31 protein-coding genes are annotated in these 24,117 nt (G+C 55.1%); 20 read left to right on the top strand and 11 right to left on the bottom strand.

What is annotated here, in order from left to right:
* The first annotated feature begins 87 nt into the window (after positions 1 to 87).
* Positions 88 to 384, top strand: coding sequence for a hypothetical protein (locus BWM17_RS03335; RefSeq protein WP_309492503.1), 297 nt, complete (start codon positions 88 to 90; stop codon positions 382 to 384).
* Between the two features lie 6 nt (positions 385 to 390).
* On the opposite strand, the gene BWM17_RS03330 is transcribed toward BWM17_RS03335, so the two are convergent.
* Positions 391 to 786 (bottom strand): hypothetical protein, encoded by a 396-nt coding sequence (locus tag BWM17_RS03330; protein WP_309492502.1) that lies wholly within the window; start codon positions 784 to 786, stop codon positions 391 to 393.
* Between the two features lie 12 nt (positions 787 to 798).
* Positions 799 to 1,800 (bottom strand): DNA repair and recombination protein RadA, encoded by a 1,002-nt coding sequence (radA, locus tag BWM17_RS03325; RefSeq protein WP_309492501.1) that lies wholly within the window; start codon positions 1,798 to 1,800, stop codon positions 799 to 801.
* Between the two features lie 115 nt (positions 1,801 to 1,915).
* Between radA and BWM17_RS03320 the strand changes: the two genes are divergently transcribed.
* From BWM17_RS03320 to BWM17_RS03295, 6 genes are all read left to right on the top strand, one after another.
* A complete protein-coding gene (locus BWM17_RS03320; RefSeq protein ID WP_309492500.1) occupies positions 1,916 to 2,785 on the top strand; it encodes a fumarate hydratase in 870 nt (289 codons plus the stop codon).
* Positions 2,786 to 2,799: 14 nt separating this feature from the next.
* Positions 2,800 to 3,399 (top strand): FumA C-terminus/TtdB family hydratase beta subunit, encoded by a 600-nt coding sequence (locus BWM17_RS03315; protein WP_309492499.1) that lies wholly within the window; start codon positions 2,800 to 2,802, stop codon positions 3,397 to 3,399.
* A gap of 54 nt (positions 3,400 to 3,453) precedes the next feature.
* Positions 3,454 to 4,230: an endonuclease NucS gene (nucS, locus tag BWM17_RS03310; protein WP_309493715.1), complete on the top strand. Its 777-nt coding sequence runs from the start codon at positions 3,454 to 3,456 to the stop codon at positions 4,228 to 4,230.
* 40 nt (positions 4,231 to 4,270) lie between these two features.
* Positions 4,271 to 4,840, top strand: a complete 570-nt coding sequence (locus BWM17_RS03305) for a class I SAM-dependent methyltransferase (protein ID WP_309492498.1) — start codon at positions 4,271 to 4,273, stop codon at positions 4,838 to 4,840.
* Between the two features lie 90 nt (positions 4,841 to 4,930).
* A complete protein-coding gene (locus tag BWM17_RS03300; RefSeq protein WP_309492497.1) occupies positions 4,931 to 6,124 on the top strand; it encodes an aminotransferase class I/II-fold pyridoxal phosphate-dependent enzyme in 1,194 nt (397 codons plus the stop codon).
* 82 nt (positions 6,125 to 6,206) lie between these two features.
* Positions 6,207 to 6,953: a creatininase family protein gene (locus BWM17_RS03295; protein ID WP_309492496.1), complete on the top strand. Its 747-nt coding sequence runs from the start codon at positions 6,207 to 6,209 to the stop codon at positions 6,951 to 6,953.
* Positions 6,954 to 6,965: 12 nt separating this feature from the next.
* Here BWM17_RS03295 and BWM17_RS03290 read toward each other — a convergent pair whose 3' ends face one another.
* A complete protein-coding gene (locus BWM17_RS03290) occupies positions 6,966 to 7,754 on the bottom strand; it encodes a sulfide-dependent adenosine diphosphate thiazole synthase (RefSeq protein ID WP_309492495.1) in 789 nt (262 codons plus the stop codon).
* Between the two features lie 155 nt (positions 7,755 to 7,909).
* Between BWM17_RS03290 and BWM17_RS03285 the strand changes: the two genes are divergently transcribed.
* Complete coding sequence (locus BWM17_RS03285; protein ID WP_309492494.1) at positions 7,910 to 8,341, top strand: CopG family ribbon-helix-helix protein; 432 nt, start codon at positions 7,910 to 7,912, stop codon at positions 8,339 to 8,341.
* A gap of 35 nt (positions 8,342 to 8,376) precedes the next feature.
* On the opposite strand, the gene BWM17_RS03280 is transcribed toward BWM17_RS03285, so the two are convergent.
* From BWM17_RS03280 to BWM17_RS03265, 4 genes are all read right to left on the bottom strand, one after another.
* Positions 8,377 to 9,441, bottom strand: a complete 1,065-nt coding sequence (locus BWM17_RS03280) for a nucleotidyltransferase domain-containing protein (RefSeq protein WP_309492493.1) — start codon at positions 9,439 to 9,441, stop codon at positions 8,377 to 8,379.
* Between the two features lie 2 nt (positions 9,442 to 9,443).
* Positions 9,444 to 10,526, bottom strand: coding sequence for a nucleotidyltransferase domain-containing protein (locus BWM17_RS03275; RefSeq protein ID WP_309492492.1), 1,083 nt, complete (start codon positions 10,524 to 10,526; stop codon positions 9,444 to 9,446).
* A gap of 69 nt (positions 10,527 to 10,595) precedes the next feature.
* Positions 10,596 to 11,648 (bottom strand): uroporphyrinogen decarboxylase family protein, encoded by a 1,053-nt coding sequence (locus BWM17_RS03270; RefSeq protein WP_309492491.1) that lies wholly within the window; start codon positions 11,646 to 11,648, stop codon positions 10,596 to 10,598.
* Positions 11,649 to 11,766: 118 nt separating this feature from the next.
* On the bottom strand, positions 11,767 to 13,023 hold the full coding sequence (locus tag BWM17_RS03265) for an AAA family ATPase (RefSeq protein WP_309492490.1): 1,257 nt from the start codon (positions 13,021 to 13,023) through the stop codon (positions 11,767 to 11,769).
* Between the two features lie 117 nt (positions 13,024 to 13,140).
* Here BWM17_RS03265 and BWM17_RS03260 point away from each other — a divergent pair, with 117 nt between their 5' ends.
* Complete coding sequence (locus tag BWM17_RS03260; RefSeq protein ID WP_309492489.1) at positions 13,141 to 13,449, top strand: non-heme iron oxygenase ferredoxin subunit; 309 nt, start codon at positions 13,141 to 13,143, stop codon at positions 13,447 to 13,449.
* Positions 13,450 to 13,465: 16 nt separating this feature from the next.
* Here BWM17_RS03260 and BWM17_RS03255 read toward each other — a convergent pair whose 3' ends face one another.
* Together BWM17_RS03255 and dps are read right to left on the bottom strand one after the other, a co-directional pair.
* Positions 13,466 to 14,221, bottom strand: a complete 756-nt coding sequence (locus BWM17_RS03255) for a ZIP family metal transporter (RefSeq protein WP_309492488.1) — start codon at positions 14,219 to 14,221, stop codon at positions 13,466 to 13,468.
* A 65-nt stretch (positions 14,222 to 14,286) separates the two neighbouring features.
* Positions 14,287 to 14,862, bottom strand: a complete 576-nt coding sequence (gene dps / locus BWM17_RS03250) for a DNA protection during starvation protein (protein ID WP_309492487.1) — start codon at positions 14,860 to 14,862, stop codon at positions 14,287 to 14,289.
* A 204-nt stretch (positions 14,863 to 15,066) separates the two neighbouring features.
* Between dps and BWM17_RS03245 the strand changes: the two genes are divergently transcribed.
* Positions 15,067 to 15,231, top strand: a complete 165-nt coding sequence (locus BWM17_RS03245; RefSeq protein ID WP_309492486.1) for a hypothetical protein — start codon at positions 15,067 to 15,069, stop codon at positions 15,229 to 15,231.
* A gap of 188 nt (positions 15,232 to 15,419) precedes the next feature.
* Here the strand turns inward: BWM17_RS03245 and BWM17_RS03240 are convergent, their stop codons facing one another.
* Positions 15,420 to 15,647 carry a hypothetical protein gene (locus BWM17_RS03240; RefSeq protein WP_309492485.1) on the bottom strand — a complete coding sequence of 76 codons (228 nt, stop codon included), beginning with the start codon at positions 15,645 to 15,647 and terminating at the stop codon, positions 15,420 to 15,422.
* A 92-nt stretch (positions 15,648 to 15,739) separates the two neighbouring features.
* On the opposite strand from BWM17_RS03240, the gene BWM17_RS03235 reads away from it, so the two are divergent.
* The 9 genes from BWM17_RS03235 to eno all read left to right on the top strand — a co-directional run bounded on the left by BWM17_RS03235 (position 15,740) and on the right by eno (position 20,873).
* Positions 15,740 to 16,207, top strand: coding sequence for a 30S ribosomal protein S13 (locus BWM17_RS03235; RefSeq protein WP_309492484.1), 468 nt, complete (start codon positions 15,740 to 15,742; stop codon positions 16,205 to 16,207).
* Between the two features lie 20 nt (positions 16,208 to 16,227).
* Complete coding sequence (locus BWM17_RS03230; protein ID WP_309492483.1) at positions 16,228 to 16,749, top strand: 30S ribosomal protein S4; 522 nt, start codon at positions 16,228 to 16,230, stop codon at positions 16,747 to 16,749.
* Positions 16,750 to 16,764: 15 nt separating this feature from the next.
* Complete coding sequence (locus BWM17_RS03225) at positions 16,765 to 17,157, top strand: 30S ribosomal protein S11 (RefSeq protein ID WP_309492482.1); 393 nt, start codon at positions 16,765 to 16,767, stop codon at positions 17,155 to 17,157.
* Between the two features lie 12 nt (positions 17,158 to 17,169).
* The gene (locus BWM17_RS03220; protein WP_309492481.1) at positions 17,170 to 17,994 is read left to right on the top strand and encodes a DNA-directed RNA polymerase subunit D; all 825 of its coding nucleotides are present in this window, start codon (positions 17,170 to 17,172) and stop codon (positions 17,992 to 17,994) included.
* Positions 17,991 to 18,350: a 50S ribosomal protein L18e gene (locus BWM17_RS03215; RefSeq protein ID WP_309492480.1), complete on the top strand. Its 360-nt coding sequence runs from the start codon at positions 17,991 to 17,993 to the stop codon at positions 18,348 to 18,350. Before BWM17_RS03220 ends, BWM17_RS03215 begins: the two co-directional genes overlap by 4 nt.
* Positions 18,347 to 18,802, top strand: coding sequence for a 50S ribosomal protein L13 (locus BWM17_RS03210; protein ID WP_309492478.1), 456 nt, complete (start codon positions 18,347 to 18,349; stop codon positions 18,800 to 18,802). The genes BWM17_RS03215 and BWM17_RS03210 overlap by 4 nt, the downstream gene beginning before the upstream one ends.
* A gap of 13 nt (positions 18,803 to 18,815) precedes the next feature.
* Complete coding sequence (locus tag BWM17_RS03205) at positions 18,816 to 19,223, top strand: 30S ribosomal protein S9 (RefSeq protein ID WP_309492477.1); 408 nt, start codon at positions 18,816 to 18,818, stop codon at positions 19,221 to 19,223.
* Positions 19,224 to 19,297: 74 nt separating this feature from the next.
* A complete protein-coding gene (locus BWM17_RS03200) occupies positions 19,298 to 19,522 on the top strand; it encodes a DNA-directed RNA polymerase subunit N (RefSeq protein ID WP_342766500.1) in 225 nt (74 codons plus the stop codon).
* 91 nt (positions 19,523 to 19,613) lie between these two features.
* Positions 19,614 to 20,873: a phosphopyruvate hydratase gene (eno, locus tag BWM17_RS03195; protein WP_309492475.1), complete on the top strand. Its 1,260-nt coding sequence runs from the start codon at positions 19,614 to 19,616 to the stop codon at positions 20,871 to 20,873.
* Between the two features lie 47 nt (positions 20,874 to 20,920).
* Here the strand turns inward: eno and BWM17_RS03190 are convergent, their stop codons facing one another.
* Positions 20,921 to 21,823, bottom strand: a complete 903-nt coding sequence (locus BWM17_RS03190) for a TRM11 family SAM-dependent methyltransferase (protein WP_342766499.1) — start codon at positions 21,821 to 21,823, stop codon at positions 20,921 to 20,923.
* A 210-nt stretch (positions 21,824 to 22,033) separates the two neighbouring features.
* Between BWM17_RS03190 and topA the strand changes: the two genes are divergently transcribed.
* Entirely contained in the window at positions 22,034 to 24,112 is a 2,079-nt protein-coding gene (gene topA / locus BWM17_RS03185; protein WP_309492473.1) for a DNA topoisomerase I, read from the top strand.
* The last annotated feature ends 5 nt before the right edge of the window (positions 24,113 to 24,117 follow it).

Raw genomic sequence — 24,117 nt, 5'->3', positions numbered from 1 at the left:
GTTTAATCTAGCCCGAAAGATGGCAGATGCCCACCGACGGGGGAAGATGTTCGCTGTGACATCCTTGGAGAGGACAGGTGGCGCCGGTTGAGGCTTGTCGACAAAATCTGGTGGTTTAGATTCGGCCTTGCCTTCGCAGCCGCGGCCCTCACAGCCTACCTGAACGTGGAGGGATTTTTCGAGGCCTCCAAGTTTTTAGCCCTTTTCCTCGCCATCGGCATCTACATTCTCTCCTACGTGGTGCTGCGGTATGCCTTCGCCATAAAGCCTGAGCAGCTCCCCAAAAAAAGAGACCTCGCCCTTCAGGGAGTTTTCGCCTACATCATCGTCTGGTTTGCTTTCTGGGTGTTCTTCCACACCATGATTGTGAGGTTTGCCATGTAGCCGGCCTTAGGAGGCGGGGCTTTCAAGTTCCTCCTCTTTCACCTCAGTCGGCTTCTCAACCTCGATGAGCCCCTCAGCCACCAGTTGAGCGAAGTCAGCCCAAGCGTGAAAGAAACCCCTGTCGTAGTCAGAGCTCACGTAGCTCTTCGACTTCAGACGAAACTCCTCCAGGAGGGGGGCTACTTCCTCCTTGCTGGAGGGAAACCTGTTAATGAGAGCGTACTTGTCGTTTCTGTTGCGGTAGGCTGTGAGCATTCCTTCCAAGGCCGCTAAGTAGCCTCGGCCCCACTCAGCCCTCGCCAGTCTACCTCGAAGAGCCTCCAGCTCCCTTTCAGCTCCGGCGAAATCCCGGTCCACCCTGAGTTTATGAAACCTTTGAACAAAGGCCTTGGATATCTGCATGGGCTACCTCTTTCACCGCCTCTTTTCCAAGACTGTGTCTTCTATGCCTCTCTCGGAGATTTTGAAGATGCATTCCCTTCCCTCGGGGAGGGAGGGGCTGACCATCAGCCTGGCAATCCTGACATGAGGCGCCGCGGCTTTCCTCAAAAAAACCCTAGTATGGCTTGTGTGAGCTAAAATGTGGCCGCCCGTGGGCCCTACGGCTTCGGAAAGAAAAGCGTCAGGCCTAGCCATCACCTGGTTTGTGACAAAGGCAACAGCATTGTAGGCCCGGGCCAACCGGATGAGTTTGTGAAGGTGCTTCTCCAGCTTCTGCTGCCTTTCCGCCAGCATTTCCCTTCCGATGAATTCGCTTCTAAAATGGGAGATGAGGGAATCCAAAATTATCAGCCTGATGTTGTTTTCCTTAAACTGGGCGCTGGCATTGTCCAGCAGGTGCATCTGATGGTCGGAGGTTAAAGCCTCCGCGTAGATTATGCGGCTTAAAACCCTGTCAGGATCCAAGTCCAGATGCTTAGCTATCTGCACAATGCGCTCAGGGCGGAAGGTGTTCTCGGTGTCGATGTAAAGGACGCCTCCGTCCAATCCCCCCTGCTCTTTGGGAAGCTGAGCGTTGACGCAGAGCTGATGGCAGATTTGAGATTTCCCCGTCCCATATTCGCCGTAGACCTCGGTGATGCTTTGAGACTCAACCCCGCCGCCTAAAAGTTCGTCCAAAGCCTTACATCCGGTGGTCAGCCTTTCGACGGTTGAGCGGAACTTCAGGTATTCGTCCGCCCTCATGAAGGGAATGGATATGATGCATTTCCTAGCTTCTGTGATGGCGGTGTAAGCGGTTTTCTCCCCCAAAGTTTGGGTTAACTCTTTTAAGCTGGCGGTGGCTAGGGACTCGATGGTGGAGTAGCCCAGCTTCCGAAGCTTCTCAGCTGTGGCTGGGCCGACTCCGGGGATCTCCTCTATCTCCCTATACTGGGGAGTTTTCCCTTCTCCGGATTCCTCTTGTCCGCAAGCCAAGGAGGTGCTCCTACCCAGAAGGACCTTTTAGGCTTTTCCTCTATTTAAGAACTGTGAACAGTTTTAAAAGGGAGAGCTGGCTGAAAATATCTTTAAAGGAGTTTGCTGAATTGGAATGAGCTCTTGGGCTGAAGTTTTCAGGGAAACAGGCTTCCACCTCCTCCGAAGGGCTTCCGTCAGGCTTCCCTCGGATGTTAAGAAAAGGCTGAGGAAAGCCTACGGGGAGGAAACTTCTCCCACAGGGAAAACCCAGCTTAAAAACATCTTGGACAACATCGAAGCTGCTGAGCGGCTCGGAAGGCCTATATGCCAAGACACCGGCCTCATATCCTTTTATGTGAAAACGAGGAAGCCGTCCCTCCTCCCCGAACTCCGCAGAGCTTTGGAAAAAGCCTCAGCTGAAGCCACTGCCCAGCTGCCCCTCAGACCCAACGCTGTTCACCCTTTAACCCGGAAAAATTCCGGAAACAACCTGGGAAAGCGCATACCCCACATCGAGTGGGTCTTCAACGACTCAGACTGGGTGGAGTTAACCGTCGTCCTCAAGGGGGCGGGCTCCGAAAACATGAGCGCCTTCGCCGTCCTGTCCCCATCGGAGGGAGAGAAAGGCGTAGAAAAATTCGTGGTGAACAGGGTTGTGGAGGCTGGGGGGCGGCCTTGCCCTCCCACGGTCCTCTGCGTGGGCATAGGGGGGACAGGGGACTTGGCCTTCAAGCTGGCCAAACTGGCCCTCCTCAGGCCTTTGGGGTCCCGGAACCCGGATGAAGCTGTTTCAAAGCTGGAGAACAGGCTGGTTAAGCTGGCTAATAGGACGGGCATAGGCCCCATGGGCCTAGGTGGAAAGTTCACCGTCCTAGACGCCAAGGTGGAGCACGCCCACTGCCACACGGCCAACCTGCCTGTGGCCTTGAATTTTCAATGCTGGGCTGACCGAAGAGCCACGGCCCGTATTCACTCCGACCGTTCGGTGGAGATTCTGGAATAGGAGACTGACGGCGCTTGGCTACGTTTAAACTGGCAGCCCCCCTAAAGAAAGCGGATGTCCAACGCCTCCGGGTGAAGGACACCGTCTACCTTTCAGGAGTTATCTTCACCGCCCGAGACCGAGCTCACCTGCGGCTGGTGGAATACGCCCAGAAGGGTAGGGGGCTTCCAGTGAATTTGGAGGGAGCGGTCATCTACCATTCAGGACCCTTGGTCAGAAGGGGAAAGAAGGGGGGCTGGGAGCTCTTGGCCGCAGGTCCCACCACCAGCTCCCGGCTGGAGGCTTTAACGCCTCCGCTGCTGGAGGCTTACGGAGTTAGAATGCTCGTAGGGAAGGGCGGCATGGGTCGGGAGGTGGCTGAAGCCCTGAAGCGACGGGGCGCCGTCTACTGCCACTTCACCGGAGGAGCCGCTGTCTTGGCTGCGGAGAGGGTCCAGAGGGTTGAAGGAGTGAAGTGGCTGGACCTCGGAATTCCCGAAGCCCTGTGGAAGCTAAGGGTTGAAAACTTCGGCCCGCTTACGGTCACCATCGACGCTCATGGGAACAGTCTCTACGAGGAGTTGAAGCTGAAGGCGAGGGTCGCTTTGGAGAAGCTCAGCAGCCAGCTTCTCTGAGGCTTAGGGGGTTGAGAGGGACCTCCTTCTCAGGGAGAAACGTTCGGGGGAGTAATCACGTCCGTCCGCTCCTTTGAGAACCCCAAACTGAGGGATGCTGCAGACATCCTTCGGGAAGCTCTGACTAGACATAACCTTGTGGTCATGAGCGGAAACTGCCAAGTCAGCTACGAAGGCAGAGCCTCCTCAACCCTCGGATGGGGAGAACGGCTTCTCATCATCAAAACCGACGGCTCCGTCCTCGTCCACAGGCCTGAAGGCTACGAGCCCGTCAACTGGCAGCCGGCTGGGTGCGTCTTCCAAGTGGAGGTGGAGGATGAGGAGCTCAGAATCAGAGCCGCCCGGCTTCAACCCCGAGAAGTCCTCAACATATTTTTCAACCGGGTTCTCCACCTGTCAACCTTGACCCTCACAGATGAGGGAGATTTCTCCCTCTACGTTTCGGAGCAGGACATGAAGAGGGCTATCCTCCTCGCGCCGAAGCTGGTTGGGGAAGACTTCCGGCCGTTGACCTCCGAGAAGGAGCTGGGAGCCGCAGGGTTTGTTGACGTGGTGGGGGAAGATAGTGAAGGCCGCTTGGTTGTGGTGGAGATCAAACGGAATCCCGCGGGCCGGGAGGCGGTGCGTCAGCTGCAACGCTACATCAAAGCGGTGGGCATGAGAACGGAGAGACCTCTCAGAGGCATCATCGCAGCGCCCAGCCTGACCCGGGAAGCCCAAGCGCTCCTTTCCCGGGAAGGGTTGGAGTTTAAACCTGTGTCGCTGAAGAGATGCTACGAAGTCTTAAAGTTTGAGAAAACCCGTAAGCTGAGCGAATTTTTCCCAGAGTAAAAAAGCCAGCAGAAGGGGGCCTCCGTCGATTTTCCCAGACTTGGAAACGCTGGAAAAAAGAAAAACCATGGCTCACTACGACGCCATCGCCGACTCCTACGACAGCCTCTACGGGGAAGAGCAGAGGGAGAAATACCTCCAAGCCTCTAGGCTTACGGAACTGGCCACTGGAGGGAGGGTTCTGGACGCGGGCTGCGGCACAGGGCTCTTTGCAGAGTTCCTTCAAGCCGGTGGAGAGCGAAAATGCGAAGTCTTCGCCGTCGACCTTTCCCGAAACATGCTGAAAAAGGCCAAAAACAAAGGAAAAACCTCCGCGGCGGAGATACACCTGGTTCGCTGCGACGTCAGCCTACTTCCTTTCGTCGATAGAATCTTCAACCTCTCCGCAGCCTTCACTCTGCTTCAGAATCTCGTAGACTCGGAAAAATTTCTTCGAGAATTTGTGAGAGTTTCCAAGGAAAAAGCTGTCTTCGTCATCACTCACCTCAAAGAGAAGGTTAGTGCCGAAAAATTTGTCGAAACTTTAGGGAAAGCTGGGCTGAAGGTGAAGGTCTGCTCGGTGAAGAACGAGTTTGTCGCAGTAGGTCGCCGAAGCCTCGCCGAGGCTTAGCCTAGAACCCCCTGCCTCAAGGAGGACTCGAACATGAAAGTTTTAAGCGGCAGAATGCCCTGTAATACTCCGAACGGGAGCTGGCTTGGGATGGTAAAGCTCACGGAAAGAGTGCGAAACATAGAATACGCCATCAGGGATGTGGTCGTCCACGCCAAGCGGTTGGAGAAGGCGGGGAGAAAGGTGATCTACCTGAACATAGGCGACCCAGTCAAATACGACTTCCCCACCCCCCAGCACATTAAGGGAGCGCTCATCGAAGCGGTGAAGGGGGACTTCAACTGGTACGCTCCCTCCGAAGGCCTCCCGGAGCTGAGGGAAGCCGTCTGCGAGAAGGAGAAAAAATACAACCGCGTGGACCTTTCCCCGGAGGACGTCATCGTCACCCACGGTGTTTCCGAAGGCATCCAAATGGTCATGGCCGCCTTGGTCGAGCCCGGAGCCGAGGTCCTCGTCCCCGGCCCATCCTACCCGCCCTACCCAGCCTTCATCAAATTCTTCGGGGGGAAACCCGTCGCCTACAGGACGGTGGAGGAAGCCGGCTGGCAGCCGGATGTGGAGGACATGGCCTCCAAGGTCACGGCGAAGACCTGCGGCATCGTAGTGGTGAACCCCAACAACCCCTGCGGCGCCCTCTACGAGGAGCAAACCATAAAAGACATCGTAGACTTGGCAGCCCAACACGGTCTTCCCGTCTTCTCCGACGAAATCTACGACAGAATAGTCTACGGCAGAAAATTCACCAGCACTTCCGCCGTCGCCGGGGAAACCCCGGTCATAGGCCTCAACGGCTTCTCCAAAACCTACCTGATGACCGGGTGGAGGCTGGGCTACGTTTACATCCACGACCCTGAAGGGAAACTGGGGGACCTTAAGCAGAACATCGAGAAGGAGGCGAGAATAAGGCTTAGCGCCAACACTCCCATGCAAAAGGCCGCGGTGGCCGCCTTGAGGGGGCCGCAGGACCACATTCCAGAGATGGTTGAGAAACTCCGGGCGAGGCGTGATTACGTCTGGAGGCGTTTCAACGAAATGAAAGGGCTAAGCTGCGCCAAACCTGAGGGCGCCTTCTACGTCTTCCCCAAGATCGAGGACGTCAGCCGGTGGGGAAGCGACAGGGATTTCGCCCTAAGCCTCCTAGACGAAACCGGCGTCCTCTTGGTGCACGGGTCAGGGTTTGACACGGTCTACGGTTTCAGCCATTTCAGAATGGTCTTCCTGCCTCCCCTGGAAACTTTGGAGGAGGCCTTAGACAGGCTGGAAAAATTCATGGCGAAAAACTGAAACGGCCCTTCGAAGGCTGCCGGCGTTTTTCTGGCAGATATAATAAAGAGTTTCCTTCTTTTTTCCATAGGGCTGGTTTAAGATGTTTTGGGCTGAGAAGACATCCCCTGAGCTTCAGGAACTCATCCCACGGGAAACCTGCGTGATCTTGCCCCTGGGAAGCACGGAGCAACATGGTCCCCACCTTCCCGTGGGAACCGACTACATGAACGTCTGGGAAATGGCCGTGAAGGTAGCTGAGGAGGTGGGGGGACTGGTCCTCCCTGTTCTGCCCTACGGCTGCTCTGAGGAGCACTTCCCTAGGGCTGGAACCATCAGCCTCAAGGCTGAAACCCTGAAACAGGTCCTCGGGGACATTGCCCGAAGCCTAGCCAGAAACGGTGTGGAGAAAATGGTGCTGCTCAACGGCCACGCGGGACAATGTGAATTGGTGGAGGAGCTGGCGCAAAACCTCAGAAAAGAAGGCTTGAACGTTCACCATCTCTGCCCTTTCACCGTCCTCCCCACCGAAGTCTTGGCGAGGGAGATCCCCTTGGAGGAGGAAATATTCGTCCACGCTGAGGAGCTGGAAACCTCCCTCATGCTGGCCGTCTGCCCTGAGAGGGTGAAAATGGACAAGGCTGCCAAGGAGACGCCGGAATGGCTTCCCCGAGGACTCACCACTGCCAACCTGCAGGCGGCAGCTCGGGTCTTCAGCTCTGGAAAATCCATCGGCGGGGACACTGCCACGGGGGTGATAGGCGACCCTACCCTAGCCAGCCGGGAAAAAGGCGAAAAGGCTCTTCAACTCATGGTGAGGGCGCTGGTTGAAGCCGTTCGGAAGCTTTAACCCCTTGCCCCTTCAACCCAAGTCTCTGAGGATGACTTCAGCGACTCTCCGGCCTGAGAGAAGCATGCCGCCGAAAATCGGCCCCATGCGGGGTGTCTGGTGAACGGCTCCCGTGGCCATTCCAGCCACATAAAGCCCGGGGCAGACTTGCCCTGTCTTCTCCAGCATCAGCCTCTCCGCCTTGGGGGCCCACATGGACGCTTCCCCGGGCACGGTGAAGCCCAGCTCAGGGTTTTTCCTCGAAGCGATGACCAAAACCTCCGCGTCATGCCCTGTGCAGTCCACCACGGCTTTGGCCTTCACCCCCAAAGGGTCCACGTGAAGCCCGGACATGGTCACCGCCGTCCACTGGACTACAACCCCCGTGATGGTGGGGGTTTCCCCTCGGATGATGACGTCGTCCACCACCAAGCCGAGAAGTATCTTAGCCCCTGCGTCCAAGGCCCCTGCTGCCAGTTTGGCCATCATCTCCGCCGTGTCCACCACGTAGACGCCTTCCTCCAAGGGCTCCAGCCTGCAGTTTACCTCCCTCAAGACAACGTCGGCGGGAGACTGGATGACCAGCTTGTGGAAGAGCATGCCTCCTCCGCCCATCCCTCCGCCGAAGGAAAGCCTCCTCTCAAAGACCACGGTCTTCAACCCGGCCTTGGCCAGGTAGCGGGCTGCAGTCAGGCCGGAGGGCCCAGCGCCGACCACGGCTACATCGACCTCGGAGAGGCTGAGCCAGTCTTCCATGGCCTTCTCCACGATGGCTTTGGTGATGGTGGTTTCTTCTACTTCCTTCAAGCTTTCAACGTCCATCGTTTTTCACCAACCGGGGCTGTTCGCGATTGCTGGGCAGTATAAAGGGTATTCGGTGAAGCTGAAATATAACGGTAGTGCTCCGGCGCAGCGAGAGCATGGCCTTTTAAGTTGAGGAGTTACACTACAAAATACTGGGTTGGAGGAGGGAAACCTTGACCCGGTCAAAAGTTACCAGGATAAGTGTAACCCTGCCGAGGGAGCTTAACAGGGAGTTTGAGGACACAGCTAGGGCTATAGGTTATCGCAACCGCTCGAAGGCCGTGGCGGACGCGCTTCAAAAATTCATAGCCGACTACCAGGCTTTAAGCCGAACCCGGGGGGGAACCTTCGTGGGGACTATCACCTTCACCTACGCCCACGAAACCCCGGGGCTTCTCCAGAGCCTAACCGAGATTCAGCACGCCTACTCGGAGGTCATAACCACCACCCTCCACATTCATCTCGACAGGCATCGGTGCCTAGAGACCCTAGCCGTGAAAGGCGGCATAGACCCTCTCAGGAAGCTGATTCAGAGGCTGAAGACCTTGAAGACTGAAAACCTTCAACATGTGCTGCTGCCTCAGAAATTAGAGGGAAAACCCTAGCTTGAAAGCGGGGAAAACAGTGGGAGTTTAGACGTTCATTCGCCTCTCATTCTGGGTTGGGGAAGAAGTTTTATGTAATCGGCTCCACGGGCTGCCCTCGAGCCTACTAGAACTCTTCGGTAGGTTTTTCCGCTTCGGAGGTCTTCCACCTTCTCCAGCAGCCCTCGGGCGGCAACCTGCTCCCCCTTCCGGTAGACGCCTCCGTAGAGGCCCTCGTAGGAGACGAGTTCTGTGAGGTCTTCGACCGCAGGTCCTTCCGTCACTTTCACTTCCCGCACTTTGTAGACGGAGGGAAGGAAAATGGCTTCCCCATCATCCTGAATTCTAGCCTCAATCTGGACGATGCCCTCCGGGGTTGTCTTTTTTCTTCCGTAGGCATCCTCAACCTCAAAGTCCAACCGCACGGGGTGAACGGAGAACATGACGCCGCGGAAGACGCCTCTATTCCAGGCCCGCTGGTAGAGGAACTCAGCCTCCTCAGGGGTGAGGGGGTGAAGCTGGGTTTTCTCTAGGCACCAAGCTTTCAGGCGTTCTCCCTCAAACCTCCGCACCTCCGAGTCTCCTTCTCCGTAGAGGGTTAGGAGGGCGTCTCTGACTTTGAGGCTGCTGTTTTTTCCGTAGACGATGAGGTCTATGTCCGAGTACCGGGGGTTATGCAGGCCGATGAGGATGGAGCCCGTTAAGCCCAAGGCTTGGGTTTCCACCCCGCCCCGCCGGCTGAGGAGCACCGCTAAGTCTCGGGCTTTCCTCTCCAAGTCGTCTGGAGCTCCCTCGGCGAGGAGGCTGCGGAGTCTTTCCTCAGGGCAGTAGTGGCAGGCTATATCCTCCAGAGGGACAGCTGAGAACCTTAACCCGCTGAGGGGGTCTAGGAAAAGGTAACGAGGGTGGTTTTTCTCCAAAAACCGAAGTGTGTCTTCCACGTGGGGCACGGAGTAGAAGGGCAGAGCCCTCCGGTATCGGCCTCCACCGCCCTTTTCAGGGGCGTATTTGAGGTAGGCTGTAACCCGGCCGGGAGGGTGAACCTCATCCACCACGCAGAAGAAAAAACTCTCCCCCGTCTTGACGTAGTCCCGGTCCCTGAAAACCTTCATAGCCCTCATTTTCATTTCTCCAACTGGCCAGACTGCCTTCGCTCAGCCCGGCTGCGGACTCCTTCCAGCGGGGGGAGAGGGAAGAAGAAATCCCCGGGGGCGCTCCCCACGAGCAGCCGGAAACGTTCACGCTCGGAGGAGACAACCTTCTCCAGCTTCCCGAGGACGCGGATCTTTTCCCAGCGTCGAGCCTGCTCGCAGAAGCGTCCCCTGTGGGAGACTATCTCCGCTACCAGCCCAGGGGCTTCCCCCCGGAGGAAGGAAACCTCCTCCAAAAGGTAACGGCAGGGGGTGAAGACGGCCTCCCCATCCTCAGCCACCACGGCTTCAATCTCCACGCTGCCCAAGGGGCGGTATTTCACGGCGCCATATTCTTCTCCCAGTTCTCCGCGTTTTTTCAGCAGCCTCAAAGAGTAGCCTCGCCCGCAGAACTTTCCCTGAAGAACTTTTCTCTTCTCCACTTGGAGGAAGAGTTCAAAATCCATCGGGGTATCTGCAACCCTTGACTGGTAGAGGCCCGCCAACTCGCCGTCGGTGAAGGGTTGGATGGGGGCGCCCTCCTTCCCCCTCAGCTGGGAGAGAACTCGGTAGGCTTTCCGGCAGTTTTCCTCCCCGTAGATTACCAGGTCTATGTCGGAGGTGGAAGAATGGAGGCCCAGCATCACCGAGCCGGATACACCCAAGTCACTGAGGGGAATGCCGGCTGCCTCCTTGAAGAACAAGGCCATTTGTAGGATGTCCTTCTCCACGGGGTCGAGTTTATCCTTCTCCGCAAGCTGAGCTAAGGCTTGGGTCGGCGTGTGGTAGCGGGCGATGTGGAAGCGGGGAACTTGGATGACCTCCCCGCCCAACACCGGGTCGAAGCGGAGGTATTGAGGGCAGTTTCTCTCCACGTAAGAGTAGAAATCCTTCAAGGAGACAAGTTTAGCGTACCGCCTTCCTCCTCTGACCCTTGAACCCTCCGGGCTGGGGTAATACTTGGGGAAGGCGACGACGTAGCCGGGAGGATGCAGAGGCCCTTTGACGCTGAAGATGACGCCTTGGAAAGTCTCCAGATGGTCGCCCTCCATGGGTTGGAGACCCAGCTCCACCACCGCACCGACGCTCCTGATTTCGCCGCCTTCCCACTACCCCATGCCGCCGGGGAAAATTTAAACAGTTTCCTAACGGTAAAGACCGTGAGCTCTAACGGCGTCCATCATGGCCTTCAAGTTCTCCGCCGGAACAGGCTCAGGCACCCCGCAGCCGGGCATGAGGATGAAGCCTCCGCCCCCGCCGGCCTTTTCGATGGCTCCAGCGGCTTCCCGTTTCACGTCCTCAGGCTTGCCTTCCATCAGCACTCTAACCGGGTCTAGGTTTCCGGCGATGCAAACCTTTTTTCCCACGGTTTCCTTGGCGAATTGAAGGTCAACCTTGGCGTCGAGGCTGAGGGCGTGGATGCCGGTTTCAGCCATCAACCCCAGCCTCTCCGAGGTGTTCCCGCAGATGTGAAGCATGGTATAAGCGCCCAGTTCCCGGAGGCAGGACGCGATTCGCCTCTGATAGGGCGCCGCGTAAAGCCGGTAGTGCTCAGGGCTGACGAAGCTTCCGGAGGCCATGGGGTCGTTGATAAGAACCATGTGAGCTCCGCTTTCCACCTGCTCCTCCGCGTAGGAAACAATGGTCTCTGTTGCAAGCTCCAAGAGAGCGGGCAGGTGGCTGCTGCTTCGAGCTACGTCGCGGACCAAGTTTTCCGCTCCCCGGAGGTAGCCGGCTAAGGTGAGGGGACCCACCACGTCGCCGCAGATCATCAGCTCCGACTTCCGAAATTCCTCCTCAGCCCTTCTCAAGGCTTCCAGCACAAGGCTCATACGCCGGTTTTCTCGAGGCTTGGGAGGCTTGAGGCTTGGGAGGCGGGCAGCGTCCTCCAGCACAGGCTTCACCACCATGGGGGGACCTTGAGGGGGGAAGGAGCTCTGACAGCCTAAGGCCTGAGCCTCGACGGTGATGTCGCTTCCGATGTAGACAACCTCGTGGCCTAGAAGCCTCCAAGCTGTCTTCTGGCTTTGAACCATGACCTCCGGCTTCAGATAATAATCCTGAACCGTCGACCCGGTAAGCTTCGCCGCCCACCGGCTGATGTGAGGGTGCACTGGAACCCGGTCAGGCTGCCTCAGCCTCAAAGCCTCCTCCACCCTCTCCCTAGGATTCATCCCTTCAACCCCTTTCACCGCCACACTACCTTGGCATCAACACCAAACCTTTCTGCCAAAAAAAAGACTATGCCATATTTAGCCATATATGGCCAAACTCCCTAAAGCCGACAGGGCGCGGAGTTCGCAGCGGGAGGAGCGTTCACCTTGCTTTAGCTTCCTTCTCCTTCCTCTCCAACAGCCGCTCTTCCACCCATTCAAAGAGACCTCCCACGGCGAGGTCTTTGGACCCCATCTCCGACAACTTGGCTAACGCTGCCTTATCGCCGTTTAACGCAGGCGCCAAAAATTTCAAAGCCTCATCCCAGAGGCTCTCCTTCAAGGTTACACTCTCCCTCAGCCTTTGGCTGACCCACGCTGCTTCATTAGGGTACTTGGCGAAGACGCTTTGCGTGAGCTCTAAGCGGTGGGGCAAGGTGTAGGTCATGGCCCAAAGAATGTCGTCGAAATAGATTTCATCCCGGGCTTGAAGCCACGCCCTAGCCTTCGAAAGCTTCACCGAAGAGTCAACCCAGCGGTGGGCTAGGGGCATGATAAGGTCCATGCAGACTTCCCCGTAGAAAGGGCAGCCCACGTGGGACAGTTTATACCGGGAGGACATGACAGACCTTTCCACCCTGACGCATCTTCTCAGCAAGGTGGCCAGCAGGGAGATTCGGTGGAAGGTTTCCCTTGAAACCCAAACTCTCTCCACGTCGCTCCATATCTCCGTCATCTGCTCGTAGGTCAGCACAGGCTCAGCCAGCGTTCGAAGGTCGTCGACATGGCGGTCTCCGTATTTTATGACCAAGAGTTCCGTGGTGTCCCCGGTTCCCAGAGGCGTGATGTTGAGGGAGAAGTCTATCCTGTCCATCAAGGCTCTGACCAAGCCGACTGTGCCGATGTCATGAGGATTCATGTCCAAGAAGCAAACGTAGTCAGGGGATTCTGCCCGCACATCTGAGAAGACAACGTGCTTGTCAGAAAGAAGCTCCAAGAGGGCGTTTTGACATTGAGTGTTCAGCCTTTGAACCTCGTTTATGAATTTAAAGGGCGCCGTGATCAGGCTTCTCGGGGTTATGGCCCCTATCTTAGACTGGATGAATTTCTGAATGTCCAAAGCCCAGAGGATGTCGAAGGTTGTAAGCTCCTGATGAGAGCGAACTATTCCCAGCTGGCTGCTGTAGAACATCTTAGCCGCCATTTCGATGAACGTGGTCTTCCCGGTCCCGTACCCCCCGGAAAGGAGAGTTTTAGAGTCCCTGCAGATGAGGGTGCAGGAGAGAAACTCTCGGGAGGCTTCGTCGGTGATGAAGAGGGAGAAAATCTTCTCTATGCCCTTAAGGTATTCATCCCGGTATTTGAACGTAGGCTTAACCTTAGGAGGCTTCCCCCTCAAAGCGACCAGTTCAGCTTCCAAAGACTATAACCTTTCATATATTTTATGTACTCAGATAAGTTGTAAACGATATTAAGGCTATCGTCTCAGAAAACGTTTTTTGTTTTCCCAACAGCTTTTTCTTTCAGGTTCACCATTATGGGCAGATTTGTCAAAGTAGCCAAGACGAGTGAGATACCTGAAGGTAGGTCCAAGGTGTTCACCCTAGAGGAAAAGAGGGTGCTTGTGGTCAATTTTCAGGGAAGCTTCTACGCGGTTGAGGACCGATGCTCCCATCTGGGATACTCTCTCTACCTAGGCAACGTAGAAGGCAAAGTGATAACCTGCGGCTTCCACTACGCCAAGTTCGACATAACCACCGGAGAAGTGTTGGCGCCTCCAGCCGAAAAGCCTCTTAAAACTTTTCAGGTCGCCGTCAAAAATTCAGACATATGGGTTGAGCTGTAGACAGGCGCACCCTCACCTAGCCGAAAAGCGTGTCCAGTAGCATCATGATCACGAAGCCCAAGATAAGCCCGAAGGTAGCTGGTCTTTCATGACCTTTACGGTGGCTTTCAGGGATCATCTCATCGGCTACCACGAACATCATAGCCCCGGCTGCGAAGGCCAAAGAAAAGGGAAGAATAGGGCTGGCTAAGGTGACAACCAGCAAACCCAAAAGGGCGCCCGGAGGCTCCACAAGCCCTGTGAGCGTCGCGTAGCCAAGCGCTTTCAACCGACGGTAACCGATGAGGACTAAAGGCAACGCTACAGCTAACCCCTCCGGCATGTTCTGGAGACCTATCCCCGTGGCCAAAACCATTCCCGCTCGAATGTCTCCGCTTCCGAAACTCACCCCCACCGCCAACCCTTCAGGAAAATTGTGGATGGTGATGGCTATTACCAGCAGCGAAACCCAAGCCAGATGCGAAGAAGGCCCTTCCGGACCTAGAATGAAGTGTGCGTGGGGAACATAGCGGTCAACCAAGTGCAGAAGCAACACGCCGACGACAAGTCCTAACACCGCCATCCACACCCCGCCAAGGGATATGGCCGGGATGAGCAGGCTGAAGAAAGAGGCGGCGAGCATGATTCCGGCCGCAAACCCTAGGAGAACGTCCATCAGCCTGTCGGAGATCTTGACGATGAAAAGCACGGGGATGGCTCCCAGCCCTGTGGCAGCACCCGCCATCAGACTGGCTAGGAAGCCTATCTGAATTAATTCTAAACCGAAGAGCATGGGTGGTTATTCCTTTAACTGGTTTACTCAAAAAAAAGGGAAAAAGGTTATTTTTTTGAGAAACGTTAGGGCGCTTCGATATGCCTGAACTTTTTGGTGTAGGGTCCCTCTCCGGGATACCTCCGCCTGAAGTGTCCGGACGGTCTGTCTTCCAGCATTTCTTGGAACCATGCCTCATGCTCGATCTCCTCATGAAGTATGGCTAGGGATAAGTCGTAGGTTCGATGGTCTTTTCCCGCGGTCATATTGCAGATTTCCGTGTAAACCCGCACAGCGCACCTTTCAGCTTCCAGCAGAACCTTGAGAATCTCCTTCACGTTACTGGGGTCTTTGGGGAGATAGGCGGCGGCGCACGCCGCGTCGTCATGAAGCTCCTTCAGGTCTCGGTAGAGTTCGCCTCCCAGCTCATAGATTCTGGGGACAAGAGTTTCGAAGTGCAGGCGGTCTTCAAGTCGAGCGTCCTCGGCTATCTCCTTGACTGTTTCACCCTCCAAACCTGTGCAGTGCATTCTCAGGAGGGTATAGTAATAGTAGGTGGTGAATTCAGCTGCCGCAGCCTTCTTAAGCTTATCTATCAAAAGTTCAACATCAACACCGGCTTTCTCCACCATTTCTCTTCCAACGTTCGCGGTCTTTTCCACATTTATTCACCTCCATCTATTTATCACAATAAGTGATAACAGGTTACGATGACTAATAATTATTTTGAAAATAGACGTTAACAGCAAAAATGAAGACAGCCACACTATTCAAAGCAGAAGGGCGGCTAACAATTGTTAGAATAAAAGGATAAATATCATGATTAAGTTTTCGAAGATAAGACACATCATCGGAGGTGACAGAGTGTGAAGATAGTGACCCTATGCGGAGAGGGCAGCTGCTGTCCAACCGTAGAAGTCGATGAGAAAGAAGTCCGAATAGGCGAAGAGGGAAACCTGTGTAAACTGACCCCGGAACAGTGGAATACACTGGTGGATAAGATATCCTCCGGAGAGCTGGGCAGAATTTAACTTGTCAAAGCAACCCGATGCCTCGGGCCGAGCATTCTTTTTTCCACCCTTTTCCAGCTCTTTTTCTTTAGGTTATAATTTTCAGCGAGCCGCGCTGTTAATTTACCATTTAACGCTTCAGAGACGGTTAACGAACCTGTTTGGCTGTCGAAGCCGAAGGAGCATAAAAACGGGAAGCCTGAAAAATTCTAGATAAACTCCCGCTTCCGAACCACATACGCCACGTAGGGCTTCCTCCGAAGACTTAGCACCATGAGGAAAGCGGCTGTCACGGTTAAGACCGTGGATACCCTGATGTACCCTAGCTCCGGTAGAACCAGCCAAATTCGGTCTATCATCTTCTTCCCTGTCTTTAACAGCCCTTTCCGGCTTATTTTGCTTGAAGCCGGGAGGCTGCAGCCCGCCTTCCAAGCCACGTTTACGGTGAACTTTCGCTTATTTTAATTGAGATTAGCCTAAATCCTTATATTAACCTCAAAATCTTTTAATGCATACGCCGTGATCGAGCTTGGCTGAAGGTTTCAGGCATATCATAAGAATCTGCGGAACCGACGTGGAAGGTTCCAAAAAGCTAACCTACGGACTAGCTAAAATTAGGGGCTTAGGCATAAACCTCGCCAGGGCCGTGGTCAAGGCGGCTCAGCTTAACCCTGAAGCTAGAGTCGGAGAGCTCAGCGATGAAGCTGTTCAGAAAATCGAGGATATCATCAACAACCCTGAAAAGGCTGGGCTTCCCAGCTTCCTCTACAACAGGAGAAAAGACCCTGAAACAGGGGCGGATAAACACCTTCACGGGTCTGACCTGGCTTTGAGAGAAAGGATGGACATAGACTTCATGAAGGAGATAAAATGCTGGAAAGGCCTCCGCCACAGCCTAGGACTGAAGGTCAGAGGCCAGAAAACCAGGACGACGGGGAGAAAAGGAAAAGCTATAGGTGTGAGCAGAAAGGCTGCAGCCCGCCGTGAGTCAGCTTAAGGCTTCAGAGGCAGAGAGAAATGGGGGATCCGAAAAAACCTAGGAGGAGATACGAATCCCCTAGGCAGCCTTGGCAGGCGGATGTCTTAGCTGAGGAGCTAAAGCTGCTAGGCCTCTTCGGTTTGAGAAACAAGAGAGAACTCTGGAAACACAAAACGGAACTCACCAAGTACAGAAACATCGCCCGCTCCCTTCTAGGTATGCCCCCTGAGAAACGGGCGAAAATGGAGGAAGAGCTACTCTCGAAACTCTACAAGCTCGGCCTCATCGAGAAAGGGGGAACCGTGGAAGACGTCCTAGACTTGGTTGTGGAGAACATCCTAGAGCGGAGGCTTCAGACCGTGGTCTTCAGGCAGGGTTTAGCTAAATCTCTTCACCAAGCCCGGCAGTTTATCACCCACGGCCACATTCAAGTTGGAGAGAAAAAGGTGACAGCTCCCAGTTACATGGTTCGAAGGGATGAGGAGGGTCAGCTCTCCTTCAGCCCCGACAGCCCCTTCAGGGAAGAGGAACACCCTGTAAGGAAGACCCTAGGCCAATAGTTGGGGGAAAAATCCGTGAGCGAAAAAGACAAGTGGGGTATCGCCCACATCTTCAGCTCCTACAACAACACCATCGTCCACATCACCGACATTTCAGGAGCTGAAACTGTAGCCCTATGCTCAGGAGGCATGTTCGTCAAAGCCGACCGGCTGGAGTCGTCCCCCTACGCTGCCATGCAGGCAGCGTCCAAGGCCGCTCAAATGGCCAAGGACAGGGGATTCGTAGGCGTCCACATCAAAGTTAGGGCGCCGGGAGGGCATTTCCAAAAAACCCCCGGCCCTGGAGCTCAGCCGGCCATCCGCGCTCTCGCCAGGTCAGGCTTGAAAATTGGGAGAATCGAAGATGCCACCCCCATACCTCATGACGGAACCCGAAGGCCGGGAGGAAGAAGAGGACGGCGAGTGTAGGGGAGAATGGCTTTGGAGGTTAAAGTTTTAGAGGCGGAAGGAAACAGCGTCCGTTTCATCCTTTCCCAATCTTCCCCTGCCTTCGCCAACGCCTTGAGGCGTATCATGATAAGCGAAGTCCCCTGCATGGCCATTGAGGACGTTTTCTTCTACGAGAACACTTCAACCTTGGATGACGAGACCATAGCTCACAGGCTGGGCTTAATTCCCCTCACCACCGACTTGGACTCTTACGTTCTTCCCGAGGAATGCGAGTGCAAAAGCGAAATGGGATGCAGCCGATGCCGGGCTACGGCCACCTTGGAAGTAGAGGCCCTAGACGGGCGGAAGACGGTGTATTCAGGCGACTTGAAGTTCGACGACCCACACATTCGCCCTGTTTCCGACAAGATTCCCATCATCAAACTGGAGGTAAATCAAAAGCTTAAATTCGAAGCCTACGCGAAGCTGGGAACAGGTAAAAAGCACGCTAAATGGCAGCCGGTCGCCGTTGCCGCCTACAAGTACATGCCTAACATCAGGATCAACCTCAAAAAATGCGACGCCTGCCGGGTGTGCGTTGACGCCTGCCCTAAAAACATCCTCCAAGTTGAAAAAGACGTGATAGTAGTTGTGGACCCCGTTTCCTGCACCCTATGCTACGAGTGTGTGAAGGCATGCCCCCAAGACCCCTCAGCCGTGGATGTTTCCTGGGATGATACAACCCTCATCTTCAACCTAGAATCGGTAGGAGGCCTGTCTGCCAAGCAAGTTCTATTCAAAGCAACAGAGATTTTGAAGAAAAAGGCTGAAGAGGTCACCAAGAAGCTCGCCGTCAAAGGTGGAAAACAAACGTGAGGAAGGCTGAAGTCAATCCTGAAAGAGCTGCCTTGACTAGGCTTCTCCGTAAGGAGGCTAGAGCGCGGAAGGTGAAACTTTGGAGGAGGGTAGCTGAACTCCTCGAGAAAGCCAAGCGGAGGAGAATCGCCGTGAACCTCAGCACCATAAACAGGCACACAGAGCGCGGCGACCAAGTTGTGGTTCCGGGGAAAACCCTCAGCGCCGGGCTTCTAACGCATCCCGTGACGGTGGCGGCCTTCTCTTTCTCCGCCAAAGCTAGGAAAAAGATAGAGGAAGCTGGGGGCAAATGCTTAAAACTGGAAGAAATGCTCTCCATCAACCCTGAAGGGAAGAAAGTGAAACTCTTAGCGTGATAAAATTGCCTACAACCCTACCTGAAGACTTTACAGTCATCGACGCCCGAGGCCTCATCGCCGGCCGGCTGGCGAGCGTGGTGGCTAAAAGGCTTTTGAAAGGCGAAAAAATTTCCATCGTCAACGCGGAGAAGGCAGTCCTTTCCGGGCGGAAGAACAGCCGCCTCAAGGAGTTCAAAGCTTACAGGGAGGTCGTGGGGAGAGGCAACCCCAAATACGGCCCGAAACATGTGAGGCGGCCGGACAGAATTCTGAGAAGGATGGTTCGAGGTATGCTTCCGAAGGAAACCGCCAAGGGGAAAGCTGCCTTCAAAAGGCTCCGCGTGTACATAGGCCTCCCAAAGGAGGCGGAGGGGAGAAAGATGCACACCGTGGAGGAGGCTTCGGCTCAAAGGCTTCGATGCGGCTGGGTGACATTGGAGAAGATTTCCCGGGAACTAGGCTGGAAGTGAGGCGTGAAATAGGATGCCCGGTAAAAAACCTGTAATCGCCGTAGGGAAAAAGAAAACAGCCATAGCTAAGACTGTGATTAGGCCGGGAACGGGAATTGTGAAGATAAACGGGGTTCCACTGGAATTTTACCAGCCTGAGGTGGCTAGGGAGAAAATCTTAGAGCCCCTAACCCTGAGCGGCGACGCTTGGAAGCAGGTGGACATAGACGTCACCGTCAAAGGCGGAGGCTTTTTCGGGCAGGCTGAAGCGGTGAGGATGAGCATTGCCCGAGGCCTTCTGAGCTGGTTTAAAAGCAGCAAGTTGAAGAAACTCTTCTACGCCCAAGATAGGTCGATGCTGGCAGGAGACGCCCGGAGGAAGGAGATGAAAAAGTTCGGCGGGATAGGGGCTAGAAGGAGAAGGCAGAAATCATACCGGTAGTGGAAGTTGCTGCGAGGAGGAGGTAACGTCTAAATAGTTTAGCTGCCTCTGATCCCTAGGCAGCGAAGGGGAGGCTGGAAACCGTTATCGTGCCTGTGAGATGTTTCACCTGCGGCGGGCTTATCGGAGACAAGTGGGAGGAATTCCGAAGCCGGGTGGATGGGGGAGAGGACGCTGGGAAAGTCCTCGACAGTCTGGGGGTAACACGATACTGCTGCCGCAGGATGCTTCTCTCCCATCTGGACATCCTAGATGAAATCCTAGAGTTCTCGAAAAAGTTCACCAAAGGCAGCCGGTAGTGACAGCTCTCCGGTTTGAGGAAAAATTTTTTCTCCCTAAACCTCTGATCTGGTAGGTGAACGGTATCTCCAGTGTAGGAGGAAAGCTCCATTGACCACCCTCACCATCATCCAAAGCGTGAAGGCGAGGATAATCTTCAACAGCCGGGGAGAAGAAACGGTGGAGGTTGAAGTTAAAACCTTAGGAGGCTCAGGTCGGGCTTCCGCCCCGGCTGGAAAAAGTAAAGGCAAGTATGAGGTTGCCTACTTCCCTCCCGGAGGCGTGAGGGAGGCTGTGGAGAAGCTGCGAAGCACGGTGGAACCTCGGCTGGTGGGCTTGGACGCGGACAATCAGAAGCTGGTGGACGAAACCCTCCACGAGATTGATGGTACGGAGAACTTCAGCCGGTTGGGAGGCAACACGGCCTACGCTGTCTCCTTGGCTTCCGCTCAGGCTGCCGCTTCCACCCACGGCGTTCCCCTTTTCGCCCAGCTGGCGGGAGAAACCTCGAACCTTCGGCTGCCCCTCCCGCTGGGAAACGTCCTAGGAGGCGGCAAGCATGCGGGTAAGGGTGCTCCTGACTTTCAGGAATATCTGACGGTGGCTGAAGGGTGTGGGAGCTTCCGCCAAGCCTACGAAGCCAACCTTCAAGTTCACCGTCGCCTAGGGAAGCTGCTGGAGGAGAGAGCTCCCGGCTTCACCCGGGGGAAAGGCGATGAAGGCGCGTGGGCGCCTAGGCTGGGAAACGAGGAGGCTTTGGAAGCGGTTTCTAAGGCTGCGGAGGAGGTTTCCGGAGAAATGGGAGTCAAGGTTAGGGTTGGATTGGATGTAGCGGCCTCCTCCTTCTGGGACTCGAGATCGAAAGTCTACAGGTATGAAAGCGAAAGGAGAACCTTGGGGAGAGAAGAGCATATGGACCATGTTCTCCGGTTGATTCAGGAATACCGCCTAGCCTACGTGGAAGACCCCTTAGAGGAGGAAGACTTCCAAGGCTTCGCGGAGCTCACCGAAAAGGCGAAAGGATGCCTCATCTGCGGAGACGACCTCTTCGTAACCAGCCGAGAAAAGCTGGAGGAGGGCATAAGGCTGAAGGCAGCCACCGCCGTCATCATCAAACCCAACCAAGTGGGAACGGTGAGTGACGCCTTGGAAGCTGCCAAACTCGCCCGAGGCTCAGGCCTCGTCCCCATTGCATCCCACCGTTCAGGGGAGACCTGCGAAGGCCATCTGGCCCATTTGGCTGTTGCCTTCGGCTGCCCCCTCATCAAGGCGGGAGTGCTGGGGGGAGAGAGAGTTGCCAAGATGAACGAGCTTCTGAGAATCGAAGAAAACTACGGGAGAGCTCTGCCCCTCGCCTCCCTGAAAACCTAGCCGCAGGTTACTCGGACCCTCCCCGGATCCCAGACTGACGAGGAGAGTCACCACCACTTGGCGCTTAGCTTAAACTTGGTTGTTTTCTCTTCTTTTGAGGGCTTCCGGAATACGAAAATGTGCTCATGCATGATCTTGTAGAAGTCATAGTAGGCTTTCCGCCACTTCCCTCGGTCTGTTAAGACTTTGTGTTGCAGTTTTACGATGTCTTCTTTCAGGATAAAGCCTGCCTCTAAAAACTTCTGCATCACCCGGAAGGCGAGGGGAACATAGTGCGCGTGTCTGCGGGTGTCCCCTATGAGGATGCTGCAGTGTTTCCCTCCTTTCAACACTCTCAGGGACTCCTGCGCTATCTTCCTCATCGCCCTAAGGTAGTCGGGGAGGCTCAGCTGGGAAATGTCCCCCTCCAAGCCTTTCCTGGTGTATCCTATGATGTAGGCATAGGGTGGATGGGTGACTATCAGGTCTATGCTTTCATCCGCAACCTCGTTTAAGTTTCTCGCATCCCCCACGTATGTTCGAATGACCGGCTCCTCGTAATCTGAGGAGGGGGAGTTGCAAGTGAAATTCAGTCTATCCCGCGCAACCATTATTGCTTCAGGATTGATGTCTACGCCTATGGCGTTCCTCTGAAGAAGTTTGCATTCTACGAGGGTTGTTCCGCTGCCGACCATCTGGTCCAGCACCCAGTCGCCTTTCACCGTGTATTTCAGAATGAGGTTCCGGGGGATGAAGGGTGAAAAGTTACCTCGAAAGTTCCCTACATGAGTGGCCCAGCAGCCTCTGTCCGGAAAACTCCAGACGGTTGTACCCTCAGGCTTATATTCTCGATCCGGCTCATACCGGCTGATCCTCCAGCTTTTCCCGATCGGAATCTCACTCTGCTCAACGGTTACGCGGTCGTGGAGTTTCACAAATTCTTCGTAGTCCCGCTGAGTAACCAGACGCATGCGCATGAATCTTTCCGAGGTCTTCGTATTCCGCACAGCCATCCCCTGATCTATTTTCCCGTTCAAAGCCGAGGACAGATTTTTGACGTCGTAGAAATTTAAATACGGAGGAAAGGAATAAGCTTTCTCTAACCTAGGGCTTTTCCGCTCTCATCCATCGTGGAAATGTTATTAGGGACTTTGCTTAATTTTTAGTCGGCGGCTTGGTTTATGGGAAACTACACGTTGGTCATCGCCGAGAAACCTGACGCGGCGGAGCGCATAGCATCAGCCCTCGCTGAGGGGAAGCCGAAGAGGAAGCTTTTCAGCAAGATTCCCTACTTCGAGCTGGAGAGGGCGGGCAGAAAAGTGGTGGTGGTCCCGGCTTCCGGTCACCTCTACACCGTCACCCAGCAGATGGGAGGGCGGAACTTTTACCCTGTCTTCACCTTCAAATGGGCTCCCCGCTACGAGGTGGAAAGGGGAGCTGGGAGAACCAAGGCCATCATCCACCTCATTGAAAAGCTGGGAAAGGACTCCGACGAGCTGGTGAACGCTGCGGACTACGATGTGGAAGGCAGCCTCATCGGCTACATCATCCTCAAACACACCTGCCACGGCCGAGAAAAGGAAGCCAAAAGGATGAAGTTCTCCACCCTCACCCCTCGGGAGCTCAACCACGCCTACCAGAACCTCATGCCTCGCCTAGACTTTGAAATGGCTGAAGCCGGTCAGACCCGTCATGAAGTAGACTGGCTTTACGGCGTCAACCTCTCCCGGGCGCTCATTCTTTCCGCTCTCAAACATTCGAAGAAGTACGTTACCCTGAGCGTCGGCCGAGTGCAAGGGCCCACCCTTCGACTGGTGGTAGAGAGGGAGAGGGATATCCGAAGCTTCGTCCCCACACCCTATTGGGAAATCAAAGCCTCCGCCCAAATAGGGGAAAAAGAGTACGAGCTTAAATTTGAAAGGGAAAAAATCAGCCGCCAGCGGGAAGCAGAGGAAATAGCGGAAAAATGCAGCGGGAAGACGGGGAAGATAGTGGGCGTGGAAGAAAAAGAATTCCGCAGGCCTCCCCCGGAACCCTTCGACTTGGGGACGCTGCAAAGGGAAGCCTACCGGTTCTTCGGCTACACCCCAAGAAGAGCCTTGGACATCGCGGAGAGACTCTACTTAGAAGCCTTGATCTCCTACCCCAGAACCAGCAGCCAGAAGCTGCCCCCCACCATCGATTACCGAAACGTCTTGGAGGGGCTGGCTGAAAACCCAGCCTACGAAAAACTTGCAAGGAAACTTCTCTCAGCCAAGGAGCTTAGGCCTAGGGAGGGGAAAAGGGAGGACCCAGCCCATCCGGCTGTCTACCCCACGGGAAAAAAGCCTGAAAGAGATTTAACCGGCGATGAGGCTAAAATCTACGATCTCGTCGCCAAACGGTTTATGGCCGCCTTCGGCGCGCCCTCCCTCCGGCTTAGCACAAAGGTCACGGTGAACTGCGCAGACTACCGGTTCTTCCTTTACGGGCGGAGGATGGTTGAAGAAGGGTGGACTGTCTTCTACAAGCCTTACTTGGAAGCGGAAGAGGTCCTCCTCCCGCCTTTGAAGGTGGGGGAAGAAGTCATGCTGAGAAAGGTGGAAGGCCTCCTCCACCACACCGAGCCTCCTCCCCGCTACAATCCAGCCAGCCTCCTCAGGGCCATGGAGGAAAACAACCTCGGAACCAAGGCGACGAGGGCTGAGATCATCGAAACTCTCTATGAAAGAGGATACATCAGGGAGGAAAGAATGGTGGCCACAGACCTAGGCTTCGCCGTGGTCAACTCCCTAGGCCGATACTGTCCGTCCATCGTCTCCGTGGAGTTAACCAGAATGCTGGAGGAAAAAATGGAGAGGATCGAGCAGAGCTTGGAGAGGAGAGGAAGCGTCCTCAGAGAAGCCGTCCAAGAGCTTAAGCCCATCCTCGCCCAGTTGAAGAGGGTTGAAGAAGCCCTAGGCGTGGAGCTGTCGGAAGCCATCAGGGCGGAGATGCTCAGGAGGAGAATCATCGGACCCTGCCCCCAGTGTGGAACAGGCCGCCTCATAATTCTCAGGTCCAGAAGAACCGGGAAACGCTTCATTGGATGCACCAATTTCTTCACGGGGAAATGCAACAAAGCTTTGCCTCTCCCCCAAAAAGGCAGCGTTACCCCCACGGAGAAAACCTGCAAAACCTGCAACTGGCCCATCATAGTCTACAAAACAGCCGGCCGAAGGCCCTTCCAGTTCTGCATCAACCCCGAATGTCCCTCCAAGGCTGAGAGAACTAGGAGCTGAGGGGA

The sequence above is a fragment of the Candidatus Hecatella orcuttiae genome (genome assembly GCF_002009985.1).
In the GTDB taxonomy this organism is placed as follows: Archaea; Thermoproteota; Bathyarchaeia; order Hecatellales; family Hecatellaceae; genus Hecatella; species Hecatella orcuttiae.
Note: the sequence above shows the minus strand (reverse complement) of the source record. Positions and strands in the feature narration are given on the sequence as shown.